Below are 14,629 nucleotides of genomic sequence, written 5' to 3' on the forward strand. Positions count from 1 at the left end.
GTTGAGGCCATGCGCGTGACTCACCTCGGACATGCCTGCCTGCTCGTCGAGACGGCCGGCCGCCGGCTGCTCATCGACCCGGGCTCGTTCTCGCGTGGCTTCGAGCAGCTGACCGGGCTCGACGCGATCCTCGTGACGCACAACCACGCCGACCACTTCGACCCCGACCGCGTCCCGGCACTCGTGCGCGCGAACCCCTCGACGCCGGTGCACACCGACCCGCTCACGGCCGAGAAGCTGCGCGAGGAGGGGCTCGACGCCGTACCGACGCGGCAGGGGGAACCGTTCGAGGTCGGTGACGTCACCGTCACGCCGGTCGGCGAGCTGCACGCCTTCAACCACGACGCGATGCCGCGCATCCCCAACGTCGGCGTCGTCCTGCGCGCCGCCGGCGAGCCCTCGCTCTACCACCCGGGCGACGCCTACGACGGGGAGCCCGGCCCGGTCGACGTGCTCGCCCACCCGCTCAACGCCCCGTGGGCGGCGAGCCGCGACTCCATCGCCTTCGTCGGCCGCATCGCACCCAAGGTCTTCATCCCGATCCACGACGCGCTCCTTTCAGACGTCGGGCGCGACATGTACGCCGGGCACGTCCGCACCTTCGCCGGCGTCGAGGGCCTCGAGTACACCGACCTGCGCGACGAGGAGTCCGCCACCTTCTGAGGGCCACCGCCCGCCACCCGGCCGACCCGCCACCGGCCCAGACCCACCGAGCGTCAGGGGGACCATGACCGAGTCGGCAGCGCCGGACCTGCCTGCGCCGCAGGGGGTTCCCGCCGAAGGCCCCGCCATCGCGGTCCGCGGCCTGGGCAAGCGGTTCGGTGACCTCGTCGCCGTCCGGGGCATCGACCTCGACGTGCCACGCGGATCGTTCTTCGGGCTCGTCGGGCCCAACGGTGCGGGCAAGACGACGACGCTGTCGATGGTCACGGGCCTGCTCCGGCCCGACGCAGGTCGGGCCTTCGTGCTCGGCCGCGACGTGTGGGCCGACCCGACCGCCGCCAAGCGGCTCCTCGGCGTCCTGCCCGACGGCCTGCGGACCTTCGACCGGCTGACGGGCCTGCAGCTCATCACGTACGCCGGGCTGCTGCGGGGCATGCCCCGCGAGCTGGCCGCCGAGCGAGCCGCCGAGCTCGTGGACGCGCTCGGGCTCACGCAGGCCCAGGGCATGCTCGTCGTCGACTACTCGGCGGGGATGGCCAAGAAGGTGACCCTCGCGTCGGCGCTCGTCCACGCCCCGCGCGTCCTCGTCCTCGACGAGCCCTTCGAGGCGGTCGACCCCGTGTCCGCCGCCACGATCCGCCGCATCCTCACCGACTTCGTCTCCGCCGGCGGCACCGTCGTCCTGTCCAGCCACGTCATGGACCTCGTCGAACGGATCTGCACGCACGTCGCCGTCATCGCCGAGGGCTCGGTCCTCGCGGCAGGGGGCCTCGACGACGTCCGCGCGGGACGCTCGCTCGAGGAGCGGTTCGTCGACCTCGTCGGCGGGTCGACCGAGGTGGTGGGGCTCTCGTGGTTGCGCACCTCGTCCGACTGAAGCTGACCCTGCTGCGGAACATCTTCCGCCGCAGTCGGGCCCAGACCGTCGGCGCCGTCGTCGGCATCGTCTACTTCTCGGTCCTCGTCACCGGGCTGACGCTCATCCTGGCGTCGCTGCGCGGCTCGCTGGAGGTCGCGACCGTCGCCCTGCCCCTCGCCGGGGCTGCCGGCATCGTGCTCTGGGTCGTCGTGCCGCTCTTCTCGTTCGGCTCCGACCCGACCCTGGACCCCGGTCGCTTCGCCCCCTTCCCGGTGCCGGCGCGGACCCTCGCGGTGGGCCTCGTCGCGGCCGCGCTCGTCGGGCTGCCGTCCGTCGCGAGCGGGATCCTCGGCCTCGGCGTCGTCGTCGCGTGGTCCCGGACCCCTGCCTCGACGGTCGTCGCCCTCCTGGCCACGTCCGTCGGCCTCCTCACGGCCGTCACGCTCTCGCGGTGGGTGTCCGCGCTGGCCACGGCCGCGACCTCGAGCCGCCGTGGGCGCGACACCCTCGTCGTCGCCGGTCTGGTGGTGCTCGTCCTCGTCGGGCCGGCCGTGTCGGTCGCGGCCCACGTCGACGACGTGCAACGCCTCGCCGTGCGCGTGTCGGGCGTCGTGGCCTGGACGCCGCTCGGCTGGGCGTGGGCCGCCCCGGGGGACGTGGCGGCCGGCCGTCCGCTCGTCGGTGCGCTGCGCCTCGCCCTGGCCGTCGCCTTCCTGCTCGGCGTCGGTGCCCTCTGGGCGCGCGCCGTCCGCCGCCAGGTCGAGAACCCGCGCGCCGTGTCGCGCAGCGACTCCGGCACGAGTCCTCCCGGCGACCTCGGCCTGCTCGGCCGCGTGCCGGACCGGCCCGCGGGTGCGGTCGCGGCCCGGGTCCTCACGTACTGGCGACGCGACCCGCGCTACCAGATCGGCCTGCTCATGACGCCGGTCTTCCCGCTCGCCCTGCTCATCCCCTGGGCGACTGCCGACGTCACGTGGACGCCGCTGCTCATGGGCCCGCTGCTGGCCTTCCTGCTCGGCTGGAGCGAGCACAACGCGATCGCCTACGAGTCGGGGGCGTTCTGGCTGCACGTGGCCGCCGGCACCCGCGGTCTCGACGACCGCGTCGGTCGCGTCGTGCCGAACCTCGTGCTGGCCGCCGTGTTGGGACCCGTGTACGTCGTCGTCGGCAGCTGGCTCGGGGGCCGGTGGGACCTGCTGCCGCTCATCCTCGGGGTCGCGGTCACCGTCCTCGGCGCCGGCAACGCGGTGTCGAGCGTCATGAGCATCGTGCTGCCCTACCCGGTGGCCGAGCCGGGGAGAGCCCCTTCGGCGCGCCGCCGGGCGCTGCGGGCATCACCATCGTGGCTCAGTCGCTGGCGAGCGCGGGCACGGTCGCGCTGTCCTCGCCGGTGCTGCTGCTCGCGTGGCTCGCGTACTCGCCGCCGGCCGCGACCTGGCTCCTGTGGGTCACCGCGGTCGCTGGGCTCGCACTCGGACCGGTCCTGGTCGCGGTCGGCGTCCGCTACGGTGCGCGCCTGTACGACCGGCGCGCACCTGACCTGCTCGCGAGCCTCCGAGGCACCTGACGATGCCGTCGCGCGGGATGCCCAGGGGCGCAGGCGAACCCACGCCCATCCCGCGCGCGACCTGCGCTGCCCTCAGGCCTGAGTCAGGCCTGCGCCAGGTCGACGGCGAGGTGCGCTGCCCCGATGATTCCCGCTTGGTTGCGCAGCTGCGCCGGCACGATCGGGCAGCGCAGCTTGATCCGCGGCAGGAACTCCTCGCTGTCCTTGGAGATGCCGCCGCCCACGACGATGAGGTCGGGGGAGAAGAGCTTCTCGATGACGTCGTAGTAGCGCTGGAGGCGCTCCACGTACTCGTCCCAGGACAGGCCCTCGATGTCCTTGACCGACGACGCCGCCCGGTCCTCGGCGTCGAAACCGTCGATCTCGAGGTGGCCGAGCTCGGAGTTCGGGACGAGGCGGCCGTCGTGGATGAGGGCCGTGCCGATGCCGGTGCCGAGCGTCGTGAGGATGACGAGGCCCTGCACGCCCTTCGCCGCGCCGTAGTACATCTCGGCGAGGCCGGCGGCGTCCGCGTCGTTGAGGACGGTGACGGCGCGGCCGGTGTGCTCCTTGATGAGCGCCTCGGCGTCGGTGTCGATCCACGACGGGTCGATGTTCGCCGCCGACAGGACGGTGCCCCGGATGACGACGGCCGGCACGGTGACACCGATGGGCGAGTCGCCGGTGACGTCGGCGAAGTGCTCGACGATCTGGTCGACGACCTCGGCGACGGCGTCGGGCGTCGCTGGCTTCGGGGTGAGGATCTTGAGCCGCTTGCCGGCGAGGTCGCCCTCGGCGAGGTCGACCGGTGCGCCCTTGATGCCGCTCCCGCCGATGTCGATGCCGAGGGGCTTGCCCTTCTTGCCCATGTCCCTGCCTTCGTGTTGAGGACGTGTCGTCGTGGTGGTCGTGGTCGTGGTCGTCGTCGTCGCGCCTCCGGAGCGACGGTCCGGTACCGGGCGCTCGTGCGAGGTTAGGGGATCGCCGCGGTCGGCAGCGTCAGGATCTCGTTGCCGTCCTCGGTGACGACGATGGTGTGCTCGAACTGGGCCGAGCGGCTGCCGTCGCGCGTCACGACGGTCCAGCGGTCGTCCCACATCCGCCACTCCGGCGTGCCGAGGTTGAGCATGGGCTCGATGGTGAAGGTCATGCCCGGCTCGATGACGGTCGCGTAGCTCGGCGCGGCGTCGTAGTGGGGCACGATGAGCCCGGAGTGGAACTCCAGCCCGATGCCGTGGCCGGTGAAGTCGCGCACGACGCCGTAGCCGAAGCGCTTGGCGTAGCTCTCGATGACGCGTCCGATGACGTTGATCTCACGGCCCGGCCGGGCCGCCCTGATGCCGCGCATCATCGCCTCGTGGGTCCGCTCGACGAGCAGCCGGGACTCCTCGGGGACGTCACCGACGAGGTAGGTGGCGTCGGTGTCGCCGTGCACGCCGTGGATGTAGGCGGTGACGTCGATGTTGACGATGTCACCGTCCTCGAGGGGGCGCGCGTCGGGGATGCCGTGGCAGATGACCTCGTTGACGCTCGTGCACACCGACTTCGGGAAACCCTTGTAGCCCAGCGGCGAGGGGTAGGCGCCGTGGTCGAGGAGGTACTCGTGGGCGACGGCGTCGAGCTCGTCGGTGGTGACGCCGGGCGCGATGCGCTGGGCCGCGGCAGCCATGGCGTCGGCCGCGATCCGGCCCGCCACCCGCATCCGCTCGATCGTCTCGGCGTCCTTGACGAGGACGTCGCCGTCCTCCCGGGGGTTCGGCACGTCGACGTAGTGGGGACGCTCGATGGAGGCCGGCACCGGGCGTCGCGGACTGAGCGGGTGCGGTGACACCCCGGGCTGGAGCAACGGCATACGGTGGAGTGTAGGTCGTCGCAGGTGGGCCGCCACGAGGGCTGCCCACGAGACGGACCCCGGTCGAGAAGGAGTGCGAAGGTGAGCTTCTGGTACAACGTCGACACCGGTCAGGTCGAGACCGACGAGAACCGCAGCCGCGGCGAGCAGGTCCTGGGCCCGTACGCCACGGAGGAGGAGGCGCGCCGCGCCCTCGACACCGCGCGGGCGAGGACGGACCAGTGGGACGCGGAGGACCGCGCCTGGAACGAGAAGGGCTCCGCGGGCAGGGGGACGACGGGCACGTCGTGGGACGACGAGGAGGTCGAGGACTGACGGTCCCGAGGACGCGGCCGGCCGGGCGGCACCCTTCGTGCCGGGCCGGCTCGCCTCAGCTGTCGAAGGAGTGCTCGGGACCCGGGAAGGTGCCCGCCGCGACGTCCTCGGCGTAGGCGCGCGCTGCCGCGAGCAGGGTGCCGCGCAGGTCCGCGTACTTCTTGACGAACCGCGGTGCCCGGCCCGCGCGCAGCCCGGCGAAGTCGCTCCAGACGAGCACCTGGGCGTCGGTCGCCGGCCCGGCGCCGATGCCGATGGTGGGGATGGCCAGCACCTCGGTGACCCGCTCGGCCACCGGCGCGGGAACCATCTCCAGGACCACCGCGAAGGCGCCCGCGTCCTGCAGGGCCAACGCCTCGTCGACGAGCGCGTCGGCGGCGTCGCCACGGCCCTGCACCCGGTAGCCACCGAGCTGGTGCTCGCTCTGCGGGGTGAACCCGACGTGCGCCATGACGGGGATGCCGGCATCGGTGAGGGTCCTGACAAGGGGGACCATGGCGGTGCCTCCCTCGAGCTTGACCGCGTGGGCCAGGCCCTCCTTCATGAGGCGCACCGCGCTGGCGAAGCCCTGCTCGACGGAGGCCCCGTACGAGCCGAACGGGAGATCGGCGACGACGAGCGCGCGCCGGGCGGCGCTCGAGACCGCGCGCACGAGGGGCACCAGCTCCTCGAGCGTCACCGGCACCGTCGTCTCGTAGCCGTACACGTTGTTGCCGGCGGAGTCGCCGACGAGCAGGACGGGGATACCGGCCTCGTCGAAGATCTGCGCGGCGTACATGTCGTACGCCGTGAGCATCGCCCAGCGACGCCGCTCGGCCTTCATCGCCTGCAGGTGCGGGATGCGGACCCGGCGCGGCCCGGGGTTCACGACGGGCGAGCCCGAGCCCGAGCCCGGCCCGGTGCTCCCGGCGCCACCTGACAGGTCCCGGGCGCCCGAGCCGTACGGGCTCGGCTCCTCGGCGGCGTCGCTGCTCATGTCGCCGAGCATATCGACGGGCCGCCGGGACCCCGGACCGGTCCGGTCGGGTGGTCCCCGGGCCTCGCAGACACGGGCCCGGTGTGACTGCTGTGACCCGTATCCGATCGTCTCGCCGTTGCCAAGGTCCGATACCCGTCTCTTTACGAAGTTTTTACGTTCTCCTGTCCGAACAGCCCTGTACCACAAGTTTTTTCGTTTCCCCGTCCACTCCCGGCCACATTGTCGGTGATCTGTGTTCTGATACGCGATGGCGCCGGATGGAGGCGCTCTGTGACCAGGAGGACAGATCTTGAACAAGCGCCAGTGGAGTGCTGTCTCGGGGTTGGCCGTGGGGGCGCTCGTCGTCACCGGCCTCACCGCCCCGACGCAGGCTCAGGCAACGCCCGTGGCGACGGCGACGGTGAGCGGTGACCCCGCGGCCGCGCAGGCTTCGCAGCCCGACAACCTGCCCAACCCCCTCGCCGAGGCCAAGAACGCCGAGCGCCAGGACGCCGTCCACAAGCTCCTCAGGGGCGAGGCGACGACGAAGACCATCGGCGGCAACCGCGTCATCGAGGTCAAGAGCAAGGGCAAGGGCGGCAAGCCCGGTACGTCGCGGTACGTCGACTACCCGGTCAACCGTGAAGAGGACATCTTCACGGTCCTTACCGACTTCGGCACCCAGACGAAGACCGGCTTCAGCACGGCGCCCGGCCCGGTGCACAACCAGATCGCCAGCCCGGACCGCACCTGGGACGGCAACAGCACCGACGACAACTCGACGTACTGGGTCCCGGACTTCAACCGCGCCCACTACCTCGACATGATGTTCGGCGACGGCGAGTCGTTCAAGAACTTCTACCTCAAGCAGTCCAACGGCCGCTTCCTGGCCAAGGGTGACGTCTCCGACTGGGTGACCGTCCCCTACAACGAGGCCCGCTACGGCGCGAAGAACAACGCCGACGGCTACTGGAACTACATCAAGGACACCGCCAGCGCCTGGTACGACGACCAGAAGGCCAAGGGCAGGTCCGACGCCGAGATCGCCGACTACCTCAAGCAGTTCGACAAGGTCGACCGCTACGACTACGACGGCGACGGCAACTTCAACGAGCCGGACGGCTACATCGACCACTTCCAGGCGATCCACGCCGGTGAGGGCGAGGAGGCCGGCGGTGGCGCCCAGGGCGTCGACGCCATCTGGTCGCACCGCTGGTACGCCTTCTCGACCGACGCCGGCAAGACCGGACCGGAGGGCAACAAGCTCGGTGGCGTGCCGCTCGGCAGCTCCGGCATCTGGATCGGTGACTACACGACCGAGCCCGAGAACGGCGGCCTCGGCGTGTTCTCGCACGAGTTCGGGCACGACCTCGGCCTGCCCGACCTCTACGACACGAACGGCGGCGACAACAGCACCGCCTTCTGGACTCTCATGAGCGGCGGGTCGTGGCTCAACCACGGCACCGACTCCATCGGCACGACGCCCGGCTACATGGGCCCGTGGGAGAAGCTCCAGCTCGGCTGGCTCGACTACAAGGTCGTCCCGTACGGCACCGACATGACCGTCAAGCTCGGCCCGGCCGACCGCGCGAGCAGGACGAACTACCAGGCGCTGGTCGTCCCGCTGCCCGAGCGCACCGTCACCTCCGACCGCAACACCCCCCACTCGGGCTCGGGTGAGTGGTGGAGCGGCTTCGGCGACAACCTCGACGCCACCCTGTCGCGCACCGTCGACCTGACCGGCGCCACGACGTCGGCCTCGGTCGACGCCTGGGTCCAGGGCAACCTCGAGCCGGACTACGACTACCTCTACGGCGAGGTCTCCACCGACAACGGTGCGACGTGGACGCAGGTGGGCCAGCCGGTCAACGGCATCTTCGGCTGGGCGAAGAAGAGCTTCGACCTGTCGGCCTACAAGGGCACGTCGGTCCAGTTCCGCTTCCGCGTCGCCACCGACGGCGGCGTGGCGAGCGAGGCGTTCGTCGACGACGTCACGGTGACGACGGACGGCACGGCCGGTCCGGTCGACGACGTCGAGTCGGGCGCCGGGGCGTGGACCGCCGACGGGTTCAGCATCATCGACGGCACGACCTCCAAGCAGGTGCAGGACGTCTACTTCGCCGAGAACCGCGTCTACAGCGGCTATGACGCCACGCTGAAGACCGGTCCGTACAACTTCGGCTGGGCCACGACCAAGCCCGACTGGGTGGAGCGCTTCCCGTACCAGAACGGCATGCTCGTCTGGTTCGCCAACGGTGAGTACGGCGACAACAACACGAAGGACCACCCGGGTGGCGGTCAGGTGCTGCCGGTCGACGCGCGACCCGCGCCGATCATGCTGGACAACGCCAACGGCACCCAGACGATGCTCGGCAACCGTCGCCAGCCGTTCGACGCGACGTTCGGCCAGGAGGCCACCGACGCGGTGAGCTTCCACCGCAACGGCGTCGAGACCGTGGTCCCGTCGCGGCCGGCCATCCCGACGTTCGACGACTCCGACGTCAACCGGTACTGGTCCTCGGCGAACCCGTGGGCCTCCACCAAGGTGGCCGGTTCGGGCACGACGATGACGGTCGCCAAGACCTCCGACGGTGGCAACGAGCTGCAGGTCAAGGTCAGCTTCAAGTGACCTGAGGTCGGCTGACGTGCGGGCCCCCGGGGATGTGTCCCCGGGGGCCCGTGCGCGTCGGGTGTCTCGGGCTGCGAGTCTCTTAACGTCGGTGAAACAGCGATGCGGCAGGATCGACACATGAACCGTCAGGAAGAGTTCGTGCTGCGCACGATCGAGGAGCGTGACATCCGGTTCGTCCGTCTGTGGTTCACGGACGTGCTGGGCACCCTCAAGTCCGTGGCCGTCGCGCCGGCGGAGCTCGAGGGCGCGTTCGCCGAGGGCATCGGCTTCGACGGTTCGGCGATCGAGGGCCTGACCCGGGTGTACGAGGCGGACATGCTCGCCAAGCCCGACCCCTCGACCTTCCAGATCCTGCCCTGGCGGGGGGACCCGCCGGGAACCGCCCGGATGTTCTGCGACCTGCAGCTGCCGGACGGCTCACCGAGCAACGCCGACCCCCGGCACGTCCTCCAGCGGGCGCTGACCCGGGCCGCCGACCTCGGCTTCACCTTCTACACCCATCCCGAGATCGAGTTCTTCCTCCTCGAGCAGGGCCGTGACGCGCAGGGCCGCCCCGTGCCGGTCGACGACGCCGGTTACTTCGACCACGTGCCGCACGGCACGGGCCACGACTTCCGCCGGGCGGCGATCACGATGCTCGAGAACATGGGCATCTCGGTCGAGTTCAGCCACCACGAGGGGGCGCCCGGCCAGAACGAGATCGACCTGCGCTACGCCGACGCCCTGAGCACCGCCGACAACATCATGACGTTCCGCACGGTCGTCAAGGAGGTCGCGCTGACGCAGGGCATCTACGCGACCTTCATGCCCAAGCCGTTCTCGGAGCACCCGGGCTCGGGCATGCACACCCACCTGTCGCTCTTCGAGGGCGACTCCAATGCCTTCTACGAGGCGGGGGCGCCGTACCAGCTCAGCAAGGTCGGGCGGCAGTTCATCGCCGGCCTGCTGACCCACGGCGCCGAGATCGCCGCCGTCACCAACCAGTGGGTCAACTCGTACAAGCGGCTCTGGGGAGGGGGCGAGGCGCCCGCCCACCTGACCTGGGGCCACAACAACCGCTCGGCCCTCGTGCGGGTTCCGATGCACAAGCCCAACAAGGGCCAGTCGACGCGCGTCGAGGTGCGCTCCCTCGACGCCGCGTGCAACCCCTACCTCGCGTTCGCCGTGCTGCTCGGTGCCGGTCTCAAGGGCATCGAGGAGGGTTACGACCTGCCGCCGGAGACCGAGGACGACGTGTGGAGCCTCACCGACTCCGAGCGTCGCGCCATGGGCATCAAGCCGCTGCCCGCCTCGCTCGGCCGCGCCCTCGAGGTGATGGAGAGCAGCGACCTCGTTGCCGACATCCTCGGTGAGCACGTCTTCGACTTCTTCCTGCGCAACAAGCGCCAGGAGTGGGTCGACTACCGCAACGAGGTCAGCCAGTTCGAGCTGAACCGCTACCTGCCCCGCCTCTGACGCGACCCGAAGCGAGCTGACCCGACACCGATGTCATCGCGCACGACCACGACCGCCGGGGCGCTCGCCCGGCTCGGCTTCGCCGACCCGGCACGAGCCGCCGGCCTGCTCGGCGACCGGGCGCTGGTTCCGCTGCGGGCCGCCACCCCTGACGGGCACCTCGACGACCTGGTCGCGGCGGTCGGCGACACCGCCGATCCCGACGAGGGCCTGCTCGGGCTGGTCCGCGTCGCCGAGTCGCTGGCCCGCCTCGAGGACGACGCCGACTGGGGCATCAGCGCGTTCGCGCGTGAGCTGGCCACCGAGGGCGAGGGCCGCGACCGCGTCACGGCCGTGCTCGGTGGGTCGACGGCCCTCGTCGACCACCTCGTGCGCCACCCCGAGCACTGGGTGGAGGCGGCGCGCGCGCGACGTGTCAGCGGGGAGGAGATCCGGGCCGAGCTCGTCGGCGCCGTCACCCACCGAGGGCAGGGGCTGTCCGCCCTCGACAGCCTGCGCATCGCCTACCGTCGCGGGCTGATCCGGGTCGTCGCGCTCGACCTGACCTCGGCCGACCCGCTCGCCATGATGCCGACGGTCGGGGAGGCCCTCGCTGAGCTGGCCGAGGCAGCCCTCGAGGCGGCCCTCGTCATCGCCCGCGAGGAGCACGGTCCGGGCCACGAGGCCTGCCGGCTCGCCATCATCGGGATGGGCAAGACCGGCGGCGGCGAGCTCAACTACGTCAGCGACGTCGACGTCATCTTCGTCGCCGAGCCCGCCGAGGGCGTCGACGAGGACACCGCCCTGCGCGTCGGGACGGCTCTCGCGACCGCGACGATGCGGGCCTGCTCGACGCCCACGCCGGAGGGCAGCCTGTGGCCGGTCGACGCGGCGCTGCGTCCCGAGGGCAAGCAGGGACCCCTCGTGCGGACGATCCGCAGCCACAAGGCGTACTACGAGCGCTGGGCCAAGACGTGGGAGTTCCAGGCGCTGCTCAAGGCGTGGGTCTCGGCCGGTGACCAGGACCTCGGGCTGCGCTACAAGGCCGAGATCACGCCCATGGTGTGGGAGGCGGCGAGCCGCGACCACTTCGTCGAGGACGTCCAGGCGATGCGTCGTCGCGTCGAGCAGCACGTCCCGGCCGGTGAGGCCGAGCGCCAGCTCAAGCTCGGGCCGGGTGGGCTGCGCGACGTCGAGTTCAGCGTCCAGCTGCTCCAGCTCGTCCACGGCCGCACCGACGCGTCGCTTCGCTCGGCGACGACCCTCGAGGCCCTGGCCGCCCTCGCCCGCGGCGGCTACGTCGGCCGCGACGACGCCGCGGTGCTCGACCGTGCCTACCGTCAGCTGCGCTGTCTCGAGCACCGCATCCAGCTGCACCGGCTGCGGCGCACCCACCTCATGCCGGTGACCGAGGCCGACCTGCGGCGGCTCGGCCGCTCGATGGGCCACCGCACGGACCCCGAGAAGGAGGTCGTGGGGGAGCGGCAGGCGTCGGCACGCGAGGTTCGGCGACTGCACGAGCGCCTCTTCTACCGCCCGCTGCTCGCGGCCGTGGCCAAGCTCAGCCCGACCGATGCCCGCCTCAGCGCGGAGGCGGCGCGGCAGCGGCTGTCGGCGCTCGGCTTCCGCGACCCGGCGGGCGCGCTCCGGCACATCGAGGCGCTGACGACCGGGGTCAGCCGACGCGCCGCGATCCAGCGCACCCTGCTGCCGGTCATGCTCGCGTGGTTCGCCGACGAGGCCGACCCCGACGCCGGGCTGCTGTCCTTCCGCCGCGTCTCCGACGAGCTGGGCACGACGCACTGGTACCTCAAGATGCTGCGCGACGAGGGCCGCGCGGCAGACCGGCTGGCGCACTGCCTCGCCCGCAGCCGCTACGCCGCGGACCTGCTCGTCAGCTCGCCCGAGAGCGTGTCGGTCCTCGGTGACCCGAACGGTCTCGCCGCCAGGGGTCGTGCGGCCATCGAGGCGACGATGCGTTCGGCGGCCGGGCGCCGCGACACCGCCGCCGACGCCGTGGCCGCGGTGCGCGCGATCCGGCGTCACGAGCTGCTGCGGATCGTCCTCGCCGACCTCGTCGGCGAGCTCGACCTCGCCGGGGTCGGCACGGCCCTGACCGACCTCACGGCCGCGACGATCCAGGTGAGCCTCGAGGCCGTCGTCGCCGAGGCCGAGCGTGGCGGGCAGCCGCTGGGCGGCGAGGTGCTCGTCGTCGCCATGGGCAGCTTCGGTGGCGGCGAGCTGACGTACTCCTCGGACGCCGACGTCATGTTCGTGACACGCCCCGGGGACGGCTTCGCCGAGGCGGACGTCCAGGCTCGGGTCACCGCGGTCGTCCAGGACCTGCGCAAGCTGCTGTCGGCCACCGGCGCCGACCCGGCGCTCGGGCTCGACGCGGACCTCCGGCCCGAGGGCAAGAACGGCCCCCTCGTGCGCAGCCTCGACTCCTTCCGGACGTACTACGAGCGGTGGGCGCTGACGTGGGAGTTCCAGGCCCTGCTGCGGGCGACGCCGGTCGCCGGCTCGGACGCCCTCGCCGAGGACTTCCGCGCGCTCATCGCGCCGCTGCGCTGGCCCGAGGGCGGCCTCGACGAGGGCCAGGTGCGCGACATCCGCACCATGAAGGCGCGCGTCGAGAGCGAGCGGCTTCCGCGGGGCGCCGACCCGCGCACGCACATCAAGCTGGGCCGCGGCGGCCTCACGGACGTCGAGTGGACCGTCCAGCTGGGCCAGCTGCGGCACGCGCACGACCACCCGGCGCTGCGCGTCACCGGCACGATGGCGGCGCTCGACGCCCTCGCCGACGCGGGGCTCATCGACGCCGACGACGCCACGGCCCTGCGCGACGCGTGGCGGCTCGGCGCCATGCTGCGCAACGCCGGCGTGCTCTGGCGGGGGCGGTCCATCGACAGCGTGCCCTCGGACGTCCGCGACGCCGACGGCATGGGCCGGATCATGGGTCGGCCGGCGGGTGAGGGAGCCGAGCTGTGGGAGCTGTGGCGGCGCGTCGCCCGACGCTGTCGGCACGCGACTGATTTCAACTTTTACGACTCACCACCTCGGGGTAGCGTCATCCCGTGAGTGCGAGCGGTGGTGAGGCAGGCCCCGGCGTGCCGTCCTACGCCGCCGTGCTCCGGACCCCGCACTTCCTCCCGGTCTTCGGGGCCAACGCCCTGTCGATGTGGGGTGACTACATCGCCCGCGTCACCATCGCGGCCGTCGTCTACCAGATGACGTCCTCGCCGCTGGCGACGGCCACGACGCTCGCGGTGAGCCTCGTGCCCTCGTTCTTCGGCCGCAGCCTCGTCGGGCCGGTCGTCGACCGGTTCCCCTACAAGTGGGTCCTCATCTGGTCGCACCTGCTGCGCGCCGCCTGCGTCCTCGGCCTGATGTGGCTCGTGGTGGGCGGCTCCGGCGTCCACCTGCCGTCGGTGTTCGCGGTCCTGTTCCTCCTCGAGCTCGTCGGGGGAGCCTCGGTCGCCTCGAACATGGTGCTGCTCACCGACCTCTTCGAGGACCGCCACACCTACGCTCGCGCCATCGGCCTCGGCGCGATGTCCGAGCAGGCCAACCAGGCCATCGGTCTGGCCCTCGGCGGTGGCATCGTCGCGCTCGTCGGCCCGGAAGCTCGGGCTGCTCATCGACCTCGTGACCTTCGTGCTGGCCGCCCTCGTGATCCTCGTCGTGGTCGACCTGCGGCCCGTGTCGGGCGAGCGCGGCAAGGGCGTGCGGGGCTTCCTGCACGACCTCGGCACCGCAGCCGGTGACCTCGCCCGGCATCCCGTGCTGGCCCGCCTCGTCCTGCTCAGCGCGGTGGCGTGCCTCGGCATCGCGGCCCCCGAGGCGCTGGCCATCCCGATCGCGGCGCACCACGGAGCGGCCAGCTGGGGCGGCGTCCTCATGGCCGCGCCCATCGTCGGGGCCATCGTCGGCATCGTCATCATCGGCCGGCGTGGCGTGCACCAGCAGAACCGCTCCATCGTGCCGCTCGCGCTGCTCATGCCGCTGCCGCTGCTCGCGACCGCCCTGCAACCGCCGGTCGTCATCGTCGCGGGGCTCTTCCTCGTGTCCGGCATGTGCCAGGCGTTCATGGTCCCGCTGCAGGCCACCTTCGCGCTCGTCACCGAGCCCGAGCTGCGTGGCCGCATCTTCTCCCTCGCCGGGTCGGTGTCGATCGCCGCGGCGGGGGCCGCCTACCTCGTGGCGGGGTGGCTCGGCTCGCACGCCGGGCCCCATCCGGCCGTCGCCATCTGCGCCGCGGTCTGCCTCCTCCTCGTGGGCCTGCTCGCGATGTCGTGGCCGCACGCCCACGTCCGCCGCGCCGTCGACCACGCCTACGCTCCGTCGTCCCACGCCGCCTGAGGCGTCAC

The 14,629-nt window shown here is 72.0% G+C and carries 12 protein-coding genes; 9 read left to right on the forward strand and 3 right to left on the reverse strand.

Annotated elements, in window-relative coordinates; all coding sequences use genetic code 11:
- Positions 1–9: 9 nt before the first annotated feature.
- The 3 genes from AC1VM9_RS16435 to AC1VM9_RS16445 all read left to right on the forward strand — a co-directional run bounded on the left by AC1VM9_RS16435 (position 10) and on the right by AC1VM9_RS16445 (position 3,171).
- Entirely contained in the window at positions 10–663 is a 654-nt protein-coding gene (locus AC1VM9_RS16435) for an MBL fold metallo-hydrolase (protein ID WP_481338711.1), read from the forward strand.
- A 64-nt stretch (positions 664–727) separates the two neighbouring features.
- Positions 728–1,540, forward strand: a complete 813-nt coding sequence (locus tag AC1VM9_RS16440) for an ABC transporter ATP-binding protein (protein WP_483123406.1) — start codon at positions 728–730, stop codon at positions 1,538–1,540.
- Positions 1,516–3,171 carry a hypothetical protein gene (locus AC1VM9_RS16445; protein ID WP_483123407.1) on the forward strand — a complete coding sequence of 552 codons (1,656 nt, stop codon included), beginning with the start codon at positions 1,516–1,518 and terminating at the stop codon, positions 3,169–3,171. Before AC1VM9_RS16440 ends, AC1VM9_RS16445 begins: the two co-directional genes overlap by 25 nt.
- 1 nt (position 3,172) lies before the next feature.
- On the opposite strand, the gene ppgK is transcribed toward AC1VM9_RS16445, so the two are convergent.
- A complete protein-coding gene (gene ppgK, locus AC1VM9_RS16450; RefSeq protein ID WP_481338705.1) occupies positions 3,173–3,937 on the reverse strand; it encodes a polyphosphate--glucose phosphotransferase in 765 nt (254 codons plus the stop codon).
- A 104-nt stretch (positions 3,938–4,041) separates the two neighbouring features.
- Positions 4,042–4,920 carry a type I methionyl aminopeptidase gene (gene map, locus AC1VM9_RS16455; protein ID WP_481338703.1) on the reverse strand — a complete coding sequence of 293 codons (879 nt, stop codon included), beginning with the start codon at positions 4,918–4,920 and terminating at the stop codon, positions 4,042–4,044.
- An 81-nt stretch (positions 4,921–5,001) separates the two neighbouring features.
- On the opposite strand from map, the gene AC1VM9_RS16460 reads away from it, so the two are divergent.
- Positions 5,002–5,235 carry a methionine aminopeptidase gene (locus AC1VM9_RS16460; protein WP_481338701.1) on the forward strand — a complete coding sequence of 78 codons (234 nt, stop codon included), beginning with the start codon at positions 5,002–5,004 and terminating at the stop codon, positions 5,233–5,235.
- A 55-nt stretch (positions 5,236–5,290) separates the two neighbouring features.
- Here AC1VM9_RS16460 and panB read toward each other — a convergent pair whose 3' ends face one another.
- Complete coding sequence (panB, locus tag AC1VM9_RS16465) at positions 5,291–6,211, reverse strand: 3-methyl-2-oxobutanoate hydroxymethyltransferase (RefSeq protein ID WP_483123409.1); 921 nt, start codon at positions 6,209–6,211, stop codon at positions 5,291–5,293.
- A gap of 292 nt (positions 6,212–6,503) precedes the next feature.
- On the opposite strand from panB, the gene AC1VM9_RS16470 reads away from it, so the two are divergent.
- From AC1VM9_RS16470 to AC1VM9_RS16490, 5 genes are all read left to right on the forward strand, one after another.
- Complete coding sequence (locus tag AC1VM9_RS16470; RefSeq protein ID WP_481338697.1) at positions 6,504–8,822, forward strand: immune inhibitor A domain-containing protein; 2,319 nt, start codon at positions 6,504–6,506, stop codon at positions 8,820–8,822.
- Between the two features lie 120 nt (positions 8,823–8,942).
- Complete coding sequence (gene glnA / locus AC1VM9_RS16475) at positions 8,943–10,280, forward strand: type I glutamate--ammonia ligase (RefSeq protein WP_481338695.1); 1,338 nt, start codon at positions 8,943–8,945, stop codon at positions 10,278–10,280.
- A gap of 30 nt (positions 10,281–10,310) precedes the next feature.
- A complete protein-coding gene (locus AC1VM9_RS16480) occupies positions 10,311–13,340 on the forward strand; it encodes a bifunctional [glutamine synthetase] adenylyltransferase/[glutamine synthetase]-adenylyl-L-tyrosine phosphorylase (RefSeq protein ID WP_483123410.1) in 3,030 nt (1,009 codons plus the stop codon).
- On the forward strand, positions 13,337–14,026 hold the full coding sequence (locus tag AC1VM9_RS16485) for an MFS transporter (protein WP_483123412.1): 690 nt from the start codon (positions 13,337–13,339) through the stop codon (positions 14,024–14,026). The genes AC1VM9_RS16480 and AC1VM9_RS16485 overlap by 4 nt, the downstream gene beginning before the upstream one ends.
- Positions 13,908–14,621, forward strand: coding sequence for an MFS transporter (locus AC1VM9_RS16490; RefSeq protein WP_483123413.1), 714 nt, complete (start codon positions 13,908–13,910; stop codon positions 14,619–14,621). The genes AC1VM9_RS16485 and AC1VM9_RS16490 overlap by 119 nt, the downstream gene beginning before the upstream one ends.
- The last annotated feature ends 8 nt before the right edge of the window (positions 14,622–14,629 follow it).

This window comes from Monashia sp. HAY1-11D (genome assembly GCF_056868035.1).

Excerpts from the sequence above, each read along its gene's own strand:
- AC1VM9_RS16435 (WP_481338711.1), top strand. The coding sequence starts at position 10 with ATGCGCGTGACTCACCTCGGACATGCCTGCCTGCTCGTCGAGACGGCC.
- AC1VM9_RS16440 (WP_483123406.1), top strand. The coding sequence starts at position 728 with ATGACCGAGTCGGCAGCGCCGGACCTGCCTGCGCCGCAGGGGGTTCCC.
- ppgK (WP_481338705.1), bottom strand. The coding sequence starts at position 3,937 with ATGGGCAAGAAGGGCAAGCCCCTCGGCATCGACATCGGCGGGAGCGGC.
- map (WP_481338703.1), bottom strand. The coding sequence starts at position 4,920 with ATGCCGTTGCTCCAGCCCGGGGTGTCACCGCACCCGCTCAGTCCGCGA.
- panB (WP_483123409.1), bottom strand. The coding sequence starts at position 6,211 with ATGAGCAGCGACGCCGCCGAGGAGCCGAGCCCGTACGGCTCGGGCGCC.
- glnA (WP_481338695.1), top strand. The coding sequence starts at position 8,943 with ATGAACCGTCAGGAAGAGTTCGTGCTGCGCACGATCGAGGAGCGTGAC.
- AC1VM9_RS16480 (WP_483123410.1), top strand. The coding sequence starts at position 10,311 with ATGTCATCGCGCACGACCACGACCGCCGGGGCGCTCGCCCGGCTCGGC.